16 protein-coding genes are annotated in these 14,846 nt (G+C 40.2%); 10 read left to right on the forward strand and 6 right to left on the reverse strand.

Features of this window, described 5'->3' with window-relative positions; all coding sequences use genetic code 11:
* Positions 1 to 794: 794 nt before the first annotated feature.
* The 3 genes from rmuC to MSC25_RS12585 are packed head-to-tail and all read left to right on the forward strand — an operon-like array spanning position 795 to position 3,218.
* Positions 795 to 2,261, forward strand: coding sequence for a DNA recombination protein RmuC (rmuC, locus tag MSC25_RS12575; RefSeq protein WP_004586298.1), 1,467 nt, complete (start codon positions 795 to 797; stop codon positions 2,259 to 2,261).
* Positions 2,262 to 2,304: 43 nt separating this feature from the next.
* Positions 2,305 to 2,856: a GNAT family protein gene (locus MSC25_RS12580; protein WP_248443606.1), complete on the forward strand. Its 552-nt coding sequence runs from the start codon at positions 2,305 to 2,307 to the stop codon at positions 2,854 to 2,856.
* Positions 2,856 to 3,218 (forward strand): hypothetical protein, encoded by a 363-nt coding sequence (locus tag MSC25_RS12585; protein WP_248443608.1) that lies wholly within the window; start codon positions 2,856 to 2,858, stop codon positions 3,216 to 3,218. The genes MSC25_RS12580 and MSC25_RS12585 overlap by 1 nt, the downstream gene beginning before the upstream one ends.
* Before the next feature lie 34 nt (positions 3,219 to 3,252).
* Here MSC25_RS12585 and MSC25_RS12590 read toward each other — a convergent pair whose 3' ends face one another.
* The gene (locus tag MSC25_RS12590) at positions 3,253 to 3,657 is read right to left on the reverse strand and encodes a MerR family transcriptional regulator (RefSeq protein WP_138685408.1); all 405 of its coding nucleotides are present in this window, start codon (positions 3,655 to 3,657) and stop codon (positions 3,253 to 3,255) included.
* Between the two features lie 87 nt (positions 3,658 to 3,744).
* Here MSC25_RS12590 and MSC25_RS12595 point away from each other — a divergent pair, with 87 nt between their 5' ends.
* Both MSC25_RS12595 and MSC25_RS12600 read left to right on the forward strand, forming a co-directional pair.
* Entirely contained in the window at positions 3,745 to 4,995 is a 1,251-nt protein-coding gene (locus MSC25_RS12595; RefSeq protein WP_248443609.1) for an NADH:flavin oxidoreductase/NADH oxidase family protein, read from the forward strand.
* 350 nt (positions 4,996 to 5,345) lie between these two features.
* On the forward strand, positions 5,346 to 6,506 hold the full coding sequence (locus MSC25_RS12600; RefSeq protein WP_248443610.1) for an aldo/keto reductase: 1,161 nt from the start codon (positions 5,346 to 5,348) through the stop codon (positions 6,504 to 6,506).
* 66 nt (positions 6,507 to 6,572) lie between these two features.
* Here MSC25_RS12600 and MSC25_RS12605 read toward each other — a convergent pair whose 3' ends face one another.
* On the reverse strand, positions 6,573 to 7,298 hold the full coding sequence (locus MSC25_RS12605; RefSeq protein ID WP_248443612.1) for an amino acid racemase: 726 nt from the start codon (positions 7,296 to 7,298) through the stop codon (positions 6,573 to 6,575).
* Positions 7,299 to 7,409: 111 nt separating this feature from the next.
* On the opposite strand from MSC25_RS12605, the gene MSC25_RS12610 reads away from it, so the two are divergent.
* Complete coding sequence (locus tag MSC25_RS12610; RefSeq protein ID WP_248443613.1) at positions 7,410 to 8,294, forward strand: LysR family transcriptional regulator; 885 nt, start codon at positions 7,410 to 7,412, stop codon at positions 8,292 to 8,294.
* 205 nt (positions 8,295 to 8,499) lie between these two features.
* Positions 8,500 to 9,507 carry a zinc-binding alcohol dehydrogenase family protein gene (locus tag MSC25_RS12615; protein ID WP_248443614.1) on the forward strand — a complete coding sequence of 336 codons (1,008 nt, stop codon included), beginning with the start codon at positions 8,500 to 8,502 and terminating at the stop codon, positions 9,505 to 9,507.
* Positions 9,508 to 9,571: 64 nt separating this feature from the next.
* Here the strand turns inward: MSC25_RS12615 and MSC25_RS12620 are convergent, their stop codons facing one another.
* The gene (locus MSC25_RS12620) at positions 9,572 to 10,519 is read right to left on the reverse strand and encodes a LysR family transcriptional regulator (protein WP_248443616.1); all 948 of its coding nucleotides are present in this window, start codon (positions 10,517 to 10,519) and stop codon (positions 9,572 to 9,574) included.
* 1 nt (position 10,520) lies between these two features.
* The gene (locus MSC25_RS12625) at positions 10,521 to 11,426 is read right to left on the reverse strand and encodes a LysR family transcriptional regulator (RefSeq protein ID WP_004586290.1); all 906 of its coding nucleotides are present in this window, start codon (positions 11,424 to 11,426) and stop codon (positions 10,521 to 10,523) included.
* A gap of 298 nt (positions 11,427 to 11,724) precedes the next feature.
* Here MSC25_RS12625 and MSC25_RS12630 point away from each other — a divergent pair, with 298 nt between their 5' ends.
* From MSC25_RS12630 to MSC25_RS12640, 3 genes are all read left to right on the forward strand, one after another.
* Positions 11,725 to 12,480 carry a glucose 1-dehydrogenase gene (locus MSC25_RS12630; protein WP_004586289.1) on the forward strand — a complete coding sequence of 252 codons (756 nt, stop codon included), beginning with the start codon at positions 11,725 to 11,727 and terminating at the stop codon, positions 12,478 to 12,480.
* Between the two features lie 186 nt (positions 12,481 to 12,666).
* Entirely contained in the window at positions 12,667 to 12,819 is a 153-nt protein-coding gene (locus MSC25_RS12635) for a hypothetical protein (protein WP_248443617.1), read from the forward strand.
* On the forward strand, positions 12,803 to 13,456 hold the full coding sequence (locus MSC25_RS12640; RefSeq protein WP_248443619.1) for a class III extradiol ring-cleavage dioxygenase: 654 nt from the start codon (positions 12,803 to 12,805) through the stop codon (positions 13,454 to 13,456). Before MSC25_RS12635 ends, MSC25_RS12640 begins: the two co-directional genes overlap by 17 nt.
* Before the next feature lie 115 nt (positions 13,457 to 13,571).
* Here MSC25_RS12640 and MSC25_RS12645 read toward each other — a convergent pair whose 3' ends face one another.
* Positions 13,572 to 14,198, reverse strand: coding sequence for a DJ-1/PfpI family protein (locus tag MSC25_RS12645; RefSeq protein ID WP_248443621.1), 627 nt, complete (start codon positions 14,196 to 14,198; stop codon positions 13,572 to 13,574).
* 140 nt (positions 14,199 to 14,338) lie between these two features.
* Positions 14,339 to 14,815: a hypothetical protein gene (locus MSC25_RS12650; protein ID WP_138685417.1), complete on the reverse strand. Its 477-nt coding sequence runs from the start codon at positions 14,813 to 14,815 to the stop codon at positions 14,339 to 14,341.
* Positions 14,816 to 14,846: the final 31 nt, after the last annotated feature.

Consider the following 14,846-nt stretch of genomic DNA (forward strand, 5'->3'; position numbering starts at 1 on the left):
AATTAACACCTTAAATTGCATTTTTTATAAATAGTTTGAACTAAATTTAAAAACACGCGTCTACTATTATGCTTGTTGAATAATTGCAGTTATCACAAGCTTCATGTTGATTTCCCTGATTGGTTACTAAATTTAGTAATGATTGAGCCAGCCCTTTTAGCTGGCTTTTTTTATGCCTGTAATTAACACCTTAAATTGCATTTTTTATAAATAGTTTGAACTAAATTTAAAAACACGCGTCTACTATTATGCTTGTTGAATAATTGCAGTTATCACAAGCTTCATGTTGATTTCCCTGATTGGTTACTAAATTTAGTAATGATTGAGCCAGCTCCTTTTAAGCTGGCTTTTTTTATGCCCACATTTTAATTTTTAAATTATTTATATTTTTATGTGAACTTAATTTAATGTGCGGCGTCTACTATTATGCTTGTTGATTAATTGCAGTTAACACAAGCTTCATGTTGATTTACCCCGTTTAATTACTAATTTTAGTAATGATTGAGCCAGCTCCTTTTAAGCTGGCTTTTTTTATGCCCACATTTTAGTTTTTATAATTATTTATATTTTTATGTGAACTTAATTTAATGAGTGGCGTCTACTATTACGCTTGTTGATTAATTGCAGTTATCACAAGCTTCATGTTGATTTCCCTGATTGGTTACTAAATTTAGTAATGATTGAGCCAGCCCTTTTAGCTGGCTTTTTTTATGCCTTTAGTAAATGTTACGCCCTACCCCCCACTACCTTTATTCGTTATGATGGCATGTCTCTAAATTTTATAAGTTTATTTTATGTTTACTCAGTTATTAACGCATATAGATTGGTTAAGTGCCAGTGCAGGGCTTGCAACAGGACTCGTACTATATGGCCTAGTGTCGCTCCCTTCTCGTAATAAATTAAAACAGCACATTAGCGAGCAACAGCAACAGTTATCGTTATTACAAAACCAGTACGACAATAAACAGCTGCAATACACCGCCTTATTTGATGAGCACGAGCTGCTCGAGCAATCACATCAAGAGCAACGCGATGAAGCGCAGCATTTTAAAACTCGCTTTAGCGAGCAAGAAAAACAAAGTGTTCAATACAACCATTTTTGGCGTAAAGCCGAAGGCGAACTTAGTGCCTTGCGAGAGCAATATAACCAGCGCGATATTGAGCTTAATAATATGCGAACTACGCTTGAGCAAAAGCAGCAAAACTTTACCGAGCAGCTTGCACAAATAGAGCAAAGCAAAAATGTGCTTAAAAAAGAGTTTGAAAACCTAGCTAATAAAATTTTAGAAGAAAAATCGCAAAGCTTTAAAACGCTAAACCAAGAAAGCATTGAGCAACTATTAAAGCCAGTTCAAGGCGAGCTAAAAGGCTTTAGAGATAAAATGGAATCGATTCACGTTGAAGATTTAAAACAACGTGCTGCCCTTAAAACTGAGCTACTGCACTTGCAAGCTAAAAGCCAAGCTATTACCGAGCAAGCCGATAAGCTTAGTAATGCCTTACAAGGGCAAAAAAAGACCCAAGGTAATTGGGGCGAACTAATGCTCGAAAACGTACTCGACAGCGCAGGCCTTCGCGCGGGTACTGACTATAAACGCGAAGTATCGTTTAATACCGAAGACGGTCGACTGCGCCCCGACGTAGTGGTGTATTTACCTCAGGGCCGCCACTTAGTGATTGACGCTAAAACATCGCTAAATGCTTATACCCGCTACGTTAATGCCGAAAACGAGCTAGAGGCTAGCCAAGCAATTAAAGAGCATGTAAATGCTGTTACCGCGCGTATTAACGAGCTTGCCAGTAAATCGTACGATCGTCTCCCTGGTATAAATTCGCCTGAAGTAGTTATTATGTTTGTGCCTATAGAATCTGCATTTGTAGAGGCGCTTAAATATCAAAGCGATATTTACCAACAAGCTATCGAAAAAAACATTTTAGTTGCTACACCAACTACTCTGCTTACAAGCCTTAATATTGTTAAACAGCTGTGGCGCTTTGAAGAGCAAACCAAATACTCTAAAGAGCTGGCGAATCGTGCAGAGCGCTTTTACAACAAGCTCAATGGCTTTTTAACGAGTATGGAAGGTGTTGGCAAACAACTAGACCGCGCAAAAGAAAGCTACGATAAAGCCTTTTCACAGCTTTACCGTGGTAAAGGTAACTTAATTAAACAAGCTTCAGAATTTAAAGAGCTAGGTGTATCGGTTCAAAAAGAGCTACCAAACGAAAGCGTAGAAAAAGCCCAATTAGAGCTGGATTAAGTTCGATTTATCTCTACTGTTTTATACATTGAAAGGAAGGTTAATGGTTTTTCCCTTACTCAATTCGCAAAGGTTAGCGTTAACCCCTATAAATTATGAGGATAGAGACGCTATTTTTGCTCTTTTTTCAGACCAAGGTGTTACTAAATACTATGATCTGGCGCCCTTTACTCAAGTTTCTCAGGCCGATAAGTTAATCGAATTTTTCAATATTCGGTATAAAAATGGTGAAGGGATCCGCTGGGCTATCCGTTTAAAAAATACTGATGAGTTAATAGGTACTTGTGGTTTTAATAGTTGGTCAGTACCAATGAAGCACGCATTTATTGGTTACGACCTTAATAGCCAGTATTGGGGTAAAGGCTATGCTTTTGAGGCTATTCATATGATTATAAAAGCTGCCTTTGATGGATTGCTAAGTTGCGGTGCTATAAATCGAATACAAGCCGACACAGTACCAGGAAATAACGCATCAGAGGCGCTTTTAATAAAGCTTGGCTTTTGTGAAGAAGGCACAAGGCGACAAAGTGGTTTTTGGAAAGGGCAGTTTCACGACCTAAAATGCTTTGGACTTTTAAGCGCGGAGTTCAAGTGATGAAAACGGATGTTGTAATTTATAAGTTATTGCACGAAATTACTGCTCAATTCCCTGAAGTTAAAGCGTTGCTGAGCATATATGATAAAGACGAAACCACGTTTAAAATGGAGGCGTTTTCTAAAGCCACAACACACGCTTTTGCTCTTGGCTATGTGGAGCAAGCCCAGCGTTATTTAAGTTTTATGGCTGAAAAGCTAGTAAACGCTGAGGCAAAAGTAATTGAATACATAGACGTATATTACGTAGAAACATTATTTTGGGGCGCAAGTTCTCATACTATTGCGGTTGGTTGGCCTCTAGTGCCTGGCAACTTACAAAAGCTTTATATCAATTTTCATGGTAGAGCGCCGCAAAACTAATACAACTAAAGCTCACATGTACTCGCTTACGCCTTCAATACTCCACCTCATTCAATAACTCATTTATTTTTTCATCGCCAATACACTCTCCATTAGACCAACTTGCATTAAGTAGTGTAATTAAATTACCAATACGCTCAGACTTACGCTGTAGCTGCTCAATTAGTGCATTAGCTTCATGTTGTTTTTGAGTGAGGCGCTCAATAATGGCGTTGTGATCTAGCTCCTCATTAGGCTTACGCAGGGAGGGGATTTCTTCAAGCGAAAACCCTAAACTTTGTGCAAACTTAATCATTTTAAGCTGCTCTACACTGGCTTTGTCGTATTGCCTATACCCGTTGTTATTTCGCGTACCGTGTGGCAGCAGCCCTATACTTTCGTAATACCGTATGGTGCTTGCTGCAATACCCGAGTGCTTAGCTAGTTCACCTATTTTCATTATTGCCTCTACTATAAAAAAGCGGGTTGACCTTAAAGCTGACTTTAAGGTTATAGTGCCTGTAATGTCAATTTATGGTTTATATTTATGTCTGAGTTTGAACAATCTGCTGTATTTACGCCCTTTACCCTACCAAGCGGTTTAACGCTTCAAAACCGAGTAGTCAAAGCCGCTATGGAAGAGAACCTCGCAGAGGCCGACCTAACGCCATCGCAAGTGCTTAAAAATATATACAGTGAATGGGCAAAAGGCGGCTGCGGGTTAATTATTACCGGTAATGTTATGGTCGATCACCTTGCTATGACAGGTCCAGGCGGCTTAGCACTTGAGCAACAAACAGATATAACAGCATTTGCAGAACTTGCACGCTTGGCGCAGCAGAACGATTGTAAAATTGTTATGCAAATTAATCACCCTGGTCGCCAAGTGTTTAAAAATATGGGCGGAAAAGCCTTTAGTGCCTCAGACATTGCGCTTGATGTGGGTAAACATTCACATTTATTTGCTCAGCCAAAGGCAATGACACAAAGTGATATTAACGATGTAGTTACGCGTTTTACACAAACAGCCTTACAGGCTGAAAAAGCAGGCTTTAATGGCGTACAAATACATGCTGCACATGGCTATTTATTAGCACAGTTTTTATCTCCTCTTACTAATAAACGAGATGATAAATGGGGCGGTAGCCTTGAAAACCGCGCCCGCTTATTACTTGAAATTACCAAAAGCGTTAAAGCACATTGTAGCGAGAATTTTTCGGTATCCATAAAACTTAACTCAGCTGATTTTCAGCGCGGTGGCTTTGAACCAAGTGACGCGCAAGCGGTTGTTAATATGCTAAGCGCATTAAAGGTTGATTTTGTAGAGCTTTCGGGCGGAAGTTACGAAGCACCGGCTATGCAAGGACAAACAGGCGATGAGCGTACACTTGCACGTGAGGCTTACTTTTTAGAGTTTGCCAAAGCAATTAGCGAGCAATCAACCATACCCATTATGACCACCGGTGGCATTAGCCGATTATATGTGGCAAATAAGGTAATTAGCTCAGGCGTAGCGCTCGTTGGTATGGCCACGGCACTGGCTTATCAGCCTAATTTAGTTAATTGCTGGCAAACACAGCCAACGCAAAACCTGCTTATGCCGCGTGTTACCTTTAAAGACAAAACCATTGCTGGGCTTGCCACTATGGCGCTGGTAAAAAGGCAAATTCGCCGAGTTGGCCAAGGGAAACATGTTAAAGCAAATGCCTCCGCTATTTTTACTTTGATAAGCGATCAAATACGCACAGCTAAGCTTACAAAGCGCTACCGTAAGCGCTTTACTAAAGAGCTAAATTAAGCTTTTAGTTTTGCTTGTTTATTTTTTACCGTTTGTTTAGCTATGTATACATTGTAATAAATGTAACCACTTAGATATTGTGTTTGTTGGTATTAAAAGGTGCACCATGGTGGAAGAATGCTTTTTTATCAAGCCATTAAAGTGCACCACTTTGTACATGTTCAATTACTGTACTAACAAGCTAAACAATCATTCAGTTATGTTAAATAAAATGCTTGTTCAGTGCCTGTTAATTTAACTTATCCTGTTGATAACATTGAACTTTATTGTAGCTGCTTTTGTTGTTTTTGCTTGAGTTTTATACTAGCGTATAGAGTAGATATTTAACGTTACTCAAGGAGAAAGGTTACATGGTATCTCGCAGAAGCTTTATAAAAGCAGGAGCCGCTTTAAGTTTGGGCTCTATTTTTAGTGCATCAGCATTGGCTGAGCAGCTAAAAGTAAAAATGTCTCAAGGGCAGCTTATGCCAACTAAGGGCCCAATTGATAAAAGCGCAGCCCTTCCAACTAACGATTTTACGAACGCTAAACATTATCGCCCTGAAGCACGAATGGGGCTAGGTGGTTTAGCGGCTGGTAACGGCTTTAATACTATATCTAGCGATACAGAAATCTTAACAATGCTAAACGCTGCGTGGGATGCAGGCATACGGCATTACGATACTTCTCCGTTTTATGGTTTAAGCCTAAGTGAAAGGCGCTTTGGGGACTTATTACGTAATAAAAAACGCGAAGACTTTGTTTTATCCTCCAAGGTGGGACGCTTGCTTACTCCCTCTGCTGAGCCTTTAGAAAATAGCTGGCACTGGGCTGACCATTCACCGTTTCATTATAAGTATGATTACTCAGCCTCGGGCACGCGCCGTTCAATAGAAGATACGCTACAAAGAATTGGCGTGGCGTCGCTTGATATTGTTTATATTCACGATTTATCGCCTCAAAATAGCGATATGGGCGATGATTGGCTTAAGTACTTTGATCAAGCTGCTAAAGGTGCCATACCTGAGCTCACTAAAATGCGCGACGAAGGTATAATTAAAGGTTGGGGTTTTGGGGTTAATACGCCGCACGCTGTTTATAAAGCGCTTGATATGTCAGATCCCGATATTTGTTTATTAGCGCTGCAATATTCTATTTTAGATCACAAAGAAGCACTTAATAAAACATTCCCAATGCTTGATAAACGCGGGATCTCAGCGGTTATTGGTGCGCCGCTTAATGGCGGTTTTTTAACAGGGCGTAATCGCTTTAATTACTCACCTAAAATACCAGCGCCTATGCAGCAAAAGTATAATGCAATAAGTGAAGTTGCTACTAAGCATGGCATCGACATTAAAACAGCTGCGCTACAATTTGCAGAAGCACCGTCTACTGTGGCCTCAATTGTTCCTGGGGCACGAACGGCTGAGCAAATTAACGCAAATGTAGCATCAATGAAGGTCGCTATTCCGGATGCGTTTTGGAGTGAGTTAAAAGCTAAAAACTTGATTGAACAAAACGCGCCAGTGTAAGTTGCTATTTAGGTGTGCTACTTAAATGCGCCAGTGTAAGCACACCTATTTATAATTAATATTTAATTAAGCCACACTTGAGAGCGTTGATTGATGGGCGTTTGCATATGCCCAGTTAACGCACTCTTGCGCTAAAATAGCGATGGTGTCTAAACAGGTATCTGGCGAGTGTTTAGCTTGTTCATTTAACACAAGTGGTATTTCGGTGCAGCCAAACAGAACGCAATCTGCACCTTGGGCAAGCATTGACTCGTAAGCCTTGCTTAATAAATTGCGCCCTGTATTTAAATCCCCTGCTTTTACAGCGGTTATACCATCCATAATAGCCATTTGCTGTTGTGTGCCTGGCTCAATAAAATCAATATTGTGCTGCTCAAATGCGTTTTGATAAATACCCATATTTAGTGTGGCTGTAGTGGCTAAAATACCCACTCTCTGCTTATTGGTTGCTTTTACTCGTTTTATAACGCTTTTCACAATGCTAATGGTGTGTACATCGGCATTTTTAGTGAGCGCGTCGTACCAGTAATGCGCGGTATTACACGGAATAACAATACAACTTACACCTACACTTGTTAGCTCTTTAAAGCCCTTTTTAAGCTCAAAAAATGGGTTTTCGTCTTCAAGACCCATTAAAAATTTTGTTCTGTCAGGAATTTGTGGGATATTCCTTATAAACATAGGTATATGCTCTTGATCATTTTTAGCGGGCGATAGCGCAATTACCTGATTCATAAATGAGGCGGTAGCCAAAGGCCCCATTCCACCTAGTACGCCAAGAGTTCTAAGCATGATTGCATTCCAGTTATTGAGTTTATAGGCTTAATTTATAGTGTTTTATTTAGTTTGAATAATGCTATTATTTTACCACCCATGCACAAATTGCATAACTAAGTGGTCGCTATGAATATTGAAAGTAAATGGTTAGAAGATTTTTTAACGCTCTCGCACACAAAAAGCTTTTCGCAAGCGGCAAAGCTTAGGCATATTACGCAACCTGCATTTAGTCGGCGTATAAAAGCCCTTGAAGATGCCCTTGGCGCAGCCCTAATCGACCGAGAAAACTTGCCTATTACCCTTACCCCAAGCGGTAAAATATTTCATATAACGGCGCGTAATTTAATTAACCAAATGAATACCTCGGTTAGCATGCTTGAGGAGTTATCGGTGCAGCAAAATTATTCTGTAAAGGTTGCAGCCGCACATTCTTTAGCGAGTTTTTTAACCCTACAACTCGCTAACTTTCAAACACAAGATGAGCGCGACATTGTACTTAATTTAGAGGCTATAGACGTAGATAAAGCCACCGAAGCGCTAGAGCAAGGTGAATGCGACTTACTTATTGCCTTTGATAACGAACGCCTTAAACTGCCGCCGTTTAGTCATCAAAAAATAGGTAATGCTAAGTTGTTACCTGTTAGCGCCTGTGACGAGCAAGGCAAAGCCTTATATAACCTAGAAAGCGCAGCGCCTATACCGCATTTAGCCTACAGCCTCGACTCCTACATGGGCCGGCAGTTAGAGCCTATTATATCGGGCGCTAAGCTTAAAAAGGTGTTTGTTTCATCCATGACTGAGCTTTTAAAAGTGCACGCTGTAGCGGGCAATGGTATTGCCTGGCTGCCCGACTACGTTATATCAAACGAGCTTAAAAATAATACTTTGGTAGTTGTAGGGAGTGAGCACCACTGCGTGCCAATAACTTACTATGCGTATAGATATCATGCGGCTTTGCACCCCGGTGGCGAAAGTGTGTGGAATAAATTAACTGAGCTCAATATAAGCTAACTGTAAACCCCCGTTACAGTTAAAGAGGTGTTACTAATTTAAAACGATAACAGCTATGTGTAATGGAATTTAAATTATTTACCTATATTATTATGGATTTTTATTCCCATAATAATTGGGTGTTTTGTCTCTTTTTTAATAGTCTTGATAAAGCCAAAATAGCGTCATCAACACAGAGTATTAACTAGCTAACGAGGCAACTCCCATGAAAGTAATCGGATATCAAAAAAGTTTACCTATCGAAAACGAATTATCATTACAAGACATTGAACTTGAAACGCCAGCAGCACACGGCCACGATATTTTAGTAGAAGTTAAAGCGGTATCGGTTAATCCGGTTGATTTTAAAATTCGCCAAGCAATGCCAGCAGCAGATGGCGAATATAAAGTAATTGGTTGGGATGCAACTGGGGTAGTTAAATCAGTTGGCGAAAACGTTTCGTTATTTAAGCCAGGCGATAAAGTATGGTACGCGGGCGACATTACGCGCTCAGGCAGTAATGCGCAATTTCAATTAGTTGACGAGCGTATTGTTGGCCATATGCCAAGTTCGCTTTCGTATGGCGAAGCCGCAGCATTGCCGCTTACCAGCATTACTGCGTGGGAATTATTGTTTGACCGTTTAAACGTAGCTAAAAATGATGGTTCTAAAAGCATTTTAGTTATTGGAGCCGCCGGTGGTGTGGGTTCAATTATGGTGCAGCTATTAAAGCAGCGTACTAAATTAAATATTATTGCCAGTGCTTCTCGTGCTGAAACAATTTCGTGGTTAGAAGATTTAGGTGCCGATACTATTGTTAATCACCGTAACCCGTTAAGTGAAGAGTTTGCAGCTAAAAACTTAAGCGAAGTGGATTACGTAGTAAGCTTAAACAATACAGAGCAGCACTTAGCTGAAATTGAAAAAGTAGTGAAGCCACAAGGTCAATTTGCACTAATTGATGACCCTGAAACGCTTAACATTGTGCCATTTAAAAATAAAAGCGTGTCGGTACATTGGGAGCTTATGTTTACTCGCTCGTTATTTAAAACCGACGACATGCAAGAGCAACACGTTATTTTAAACAACGTAGCCACTATGATTGACCTAGGGCAGATTAAAACCACGGTAGGTGAGCACTTAGGTAAAATTAACGCTGCCAATTTACGCAAAGCGCATCAGCACCTTGAAACCCAAACAGCTAAAGGCAAAGTGGTTTTAGAAGGTTTTTAAGCTATCTCGTGTATAACGTTTTTTTGAGTATACCCAAGCCCATTACGGGGCTTTTTTGTGCCTGTTATTTATAAAGCTGTTTGTAATTAGGAATATGTTTTACCCAAAATGCAGGGCTGCCAATATACTCTTGTACAGTTTTTATAAATTCGCTCACCAGTGGCGTTTGTTTACGGTGAGGATACAGCGCATAAATACCGGTGCCCGATGCGCTGAGCTTATAATTAGTTAATAGCGGCACTAGCCCCATTTCGTCTATGGGTTTTTCTAGGTTAAATAAATCAAGCATCACATACCCTAAACCCGCTTTTGTGGCATCAAGCATGGCGCGTACATCGCTTACTTTATAATTGCCCTTCATTTTGTGGGTTTTGTATTCATCACCATGAGGCTGAGTGCTTAATTTAATTTGATCTAGGCTTACATCGCCATTGCCATAAACCACTGCAGGTAAGGCGATAAGTTCTTCGGGTGTGCTTGGCATACCATGGCGTGCAATAAAGTCATTAGAGGCAACCAAAGCAAAGTGCATATCAGATATTTTTTTTGCCATTAGATTGGAGTCATTCAATTTGCCAATTCTAAATGCTAAATCGTAATGATCGGCAATAATATCGTTGCGCTTATCATCAAGCATGAGGGTTATTTTTACCTCAGGGTATTTTTGCATAAATAAATTAATGGCAGGCTGCACATACTGCTGCCCAAAAAACATGCCCGAGGTAATGCGCAAAATACCTTTAGGTTTTGCTTGGTAGGAGTCGGCAATGCTATGAATATCACTGAGCGTATCAATTAAAATATGCGCTTGCTGGAGTATTTCCTCCCCTGCGGAGGTAAGCGAAAAGGAGCGCGTAGAGCGATTAAGTAATTGAATACCTAAACTGCTTTCTAGCTTTTTAATTTGCTTTGAAAGCGATGAGTTGTCCATATCGTGCAGGGCCGCGGCTTTTGCAAATGAGCCTTGCTGTACTACATCAACAAATAGCGCTAATTGGTTGGTGATTGACATCTCACTCTCCTAAATCCCAATAAGGTGTATCGGTGTAATAATTGCTCGCAAAATCAACAAACGCGCGCACTTTACTGGGTAAAAACTGCCTGTTTGCGTACACCATATAAAGCCCTATTGGCTCAGGCTCGTAGTCTTTTAATATACGTACTACTTTACCCTGTGCCAGCGCCTCTCCGGCTATAAATGTTGGCTGCATGGCAATACCGCCACCTGCTATAGCGGCATTGAGTAGTAGGTCGCCATTGTTAGCAACTAGGTTACTTTCAAGCTTTAACTCGTTTTTAAGCTCGTTCGCTCCACGTAGCTTTTTTGTGGGCTCGGTGTGTGCGTAGCGTAAATAGTTATGCGATTGCAGCTCTTCTAAGCTAGTAGGCGTGCCGTGCTGCGCTAAATAAGAAGGAGAGGCAAACACCGCTAATCTAATAGGCGCTATTTTTTTAGCAATAAGTGATGAGCTTTTTAAAACCCCAATGCGCAGCGCTATATCAATACCTTGCTCAACAATATCAACAAACTGGTCGGTAAGGTTTAGATCTAATTTTAAATTTGGATAACGCTTTTGAAACTCAACCAATAGCGGTGCTAAGTGCTTTACCCCAAACGACATAGGGGCACTAATACTGAGCACACCAGAGACATTTTCGTTTAGGTTATCGAGCGAATTTTCCATGTCGTCTATATCGTCTAGTACCTGTAAGCAGCGGGTAAAATAGTGATCTCCCGCCTCGGTAGTGCTTACTTTGCGCGTGGTGCGGTGCAGTAATCGGGTAGCAAGCCCCTCTTCTAGCGCAGACACATACTTGCTCACAAGTTGCGGCGATATATCGAGCTTATCGGCAGCTTTAGAAAAAGACCCCTCTTGTACAACACTTACAAAAGTCTTCATGGTGGTTAGCTTATCCATTATTAGCAATGCCTTGTTTATAATTTTTAAATAAAGATCGTATTAATTATGTTTATAAAAACAGTTAAAGTCCACACATCGCATTTTTGCACAGTTAGTGAGTTTTTATAGCGTTATAAACACATTTTTTTGCGTAAATAACTATTTATTTACAACAAAATGGAGTTAATACGTGCTACTGCAGCAATCACGCTTCTTTTTATCCATTCTAACGCCAAGTCGGGTTTATTAATAATGCAGTATCGCTGTACGTGAATAAGCACGCTTATATTTTTATTAATGACTAAGAGATAAAGCCATGAAAAGATTAAACAACAAAGTAGCCATCGTTACTGGTGCAGCACAAGGTATTGGCGCTGCTTATGCAAAAGGTTTAGCTCAACAAGGCGCTAAAGTTGTGCTTGCTGATTTAGCCGACCCAAGCGCAGCTGTAGCTGAAATTATTGCCGCTGGCGGCCAAGCAATAGGCTGCAAAGTAGATGTAACGAATAGTGAATCGTTAGATGCCATGGTAAAACAAACCGAAGCTGAATTTGGCCCGGTTGAAATATTAGTTAACAATGCTGCTATATTTGCTGCGCTTGAGCTTAAACCATTTTGGGAAATATCTGAAGACGAATGGGATTTAGTTATGCGCGTAAATGCACGTGGGCCTTTTCAGTGTACCAAAGCAGTGTTGCCTAGCATGCGTAAATTAGGTCGTGGTAAAATCATTAACATTGCATCGGGTACATTTTTACGCGGTGCACCTATGTTTTGCCATTATGTGGCATCTAAAGGCGCGGTTGTTGGGCAAACACGTGCGTTGGCCACTGAGCTTGCTAACGATAATATTTTAGTTAACTGCCTATTAGTTGGCTTAACCGAAAGCGAAGGCGTTAAAAATAACGCACAGTTTGATAAAGCTAAAAATAGCACACTAGGCTCACGAGTAATTAAACGTGCAATGGAGCCTGAAGACTTACTTGGCCCTATTTACTTTTTAGCCAGTGAAGACAGCGATTTTATGACCGGACAATGTATTAACGTTGATGGTGGCGCAATTAACTACTAACAAGCCTGATTGCTTATTTAGTGTTAATTTAAAAGCCGATGTTTACGCATCGGCTTTCTAACGAGGGGGTAAATAAAAATCAGTTTAACAATACTGTATTTATAATATCTCAATGGGCGCTTTATTTATTAACAAAATAAAAGCCAATAAAATAAGGGGATATTAATAAAACCCTTAGGTATTACCATGGCTCAACCTGCACTATTTATCTCTCACGGTTCACCTATTATGGCCGTACAGCAATCGCCAACGTCTGATTTTTTAAAAGCGCTTGGCAAGTCACTCAACACGCCACGCGCTATTGTTATTTTTTCGGCGCACTTTGATATGGCCCACTGAAGCGGCTCATAATATTGTAATAACCGCAGGGCAAGCGCCTGAAACCATTCACGACTTTTATAATTTTCCTGCGCATATGTATAACATTAAATACCCAGCTCCAGGTCATCCTGAGCTTGCGGGTAATATTGCAACGCTATTTAAAAATAAAGGCATTACAGCAATACTTGATGAACGCCAAGGCTGGGATCATGGAGTATGGATACCACTGCGCTTAATGTACCCGCAGGCAAATATTCCTATTGTACAAGTATCTATAAATACTCAATTAGGCGCAAAAGCCATGTATGAATATGGGCAGTTACTTGCCCCACTTCGCGATGATAATATATTAATTATTGGCTCTGGCGGCATTAGCCACAACCTACGAGAAGTGTTTAAAACCCCTGCTACACCTAACCGTGTACAAAGGGTAAAAGCGTTTACCCAATGGGTTGAATATAAGCTTTTAGCGCAAGACACACCCGCACTTTTAAATTACTTAGCCGATGCACCCCATGTGTTATTTAACCACCCTACCCAAGAGCATTTTTTACCACTCTTTGCTGCTATGGGCGCAGGCGGCAAGCAAGTTGAAAAACTCTTTAGTGATATTGAAATGGATATTTTAGCGCTTGATACCTATAAGTTTTATTAATTTTAATCAGCACGCTGCAAGTGCCTTTGGTTTTTAATCAAAGTGTAATGGGGGTTTACAAAGCGTATGTTGGGTTAAGAGCAGCAAAGCCCAACATAAAGTTATAAAGTGGGCTTTAACGCAGCTTTTTAATGTAATTAGGTCTGGCGCTATCTTTATGCGCGTCACCATAAATAATTGGTGACGGATAGTATTCTGCGTCTAACTGTATGGTGGAGGCAACATCTTCACCAAAATAATCAGCAATAAAAGCAAGGCACATATCCATACCTGCTGAAACACCCGCACAAGACCAAATATTGCCATCTTTTACAAAGCGTTCTTCAACTACGGTTACAGTGTTATCTTTTTTAAGGTGCTCTAAAAAAGCCCAGTGGGTGGTTACTTTTTTATGCTTAAATAGCCCCGCTTTTTGCATTAAATACATACCAGTGCAAATAGATAAAACACTGTGGCAGTTTTCAGCTGTTTTTTTAAGGTAATTAATAACGTCAATATCTTCCATTGCTATACGTGCACCACTACCGCCAGGTACAAATAATACATCGGGCTGCACTGGGTCAGTAAAATGATAATCGGCACTAAAACGCATGCCGTGCTCACCTGAGGGAGTCATAGAATTTAGCGATATTAATTTGGGTTTTTCACATAGCCCCTTTTCTGCCAGCAGACCTATTAGTTCCCATGAACCAACTAAATCCAGCTCTTCAACTTTGTCGTAAATTAAAAAATATATTTTCATACTATGTTATTTAGTCCTTTAATTTGTATCATTTTTAAATAATTTCCCTAACAGGGCTTTCACATAACTGAGGGAGCCTTTTTATTTAAGCTATAGAGCCAGAATTTTATGCGTTTATTAAATCATTACTTGGGTCAATTTTATTTTTTTGGGCACATTTCTCTTCCTGTTGGGTCTGTGCCTAAAACACTCTCATAAAGGCCACTTAATTCTTTAATCGGCCGGCCTTCATCATCGGTTATAAATAACCCCCAATTTACATATTCGTTATCTTCAACAACTTCGGGGTCATCCATTAGGTAAGTCATACTAAATATCATTTCTGCACCAATACATCGAGCGAACTCTGTAATCGCATTTTTGCTAACACCTGCGTCTATCATTTCTTTGATGGAGTGCATCATTCCGCTGTATGGGCCATTATCAGTTGGATCATAATTTTTTAAGATGTGCTGAATCCATTCATCGTTGTCTGGAACGACATTACTCCACGCACCCTTTAAAAATAAAAACCTAGCCAGCTGAGGGATACCTTCTTCTATTTCGCTCTCTGCCCACTGTTCAGGGTTAGAAGCTCCAAACTTTCGAAAGGTTTCGGTTAACTCTTGTTTGTTCATTACGGGTACTCTAATTAGTTGTTAGATTTGG

Source organism: Pseudoalteromonas sp. 1CM17D (assembly GCF_023161805.1).
Lineage (GTDB): Bacteria > Pseudomonadota > Gammaproteobacteria > Enterobacterales > Alteromonadaceae > Pseudoalteromonas > Pseudoalteromonas atlantica.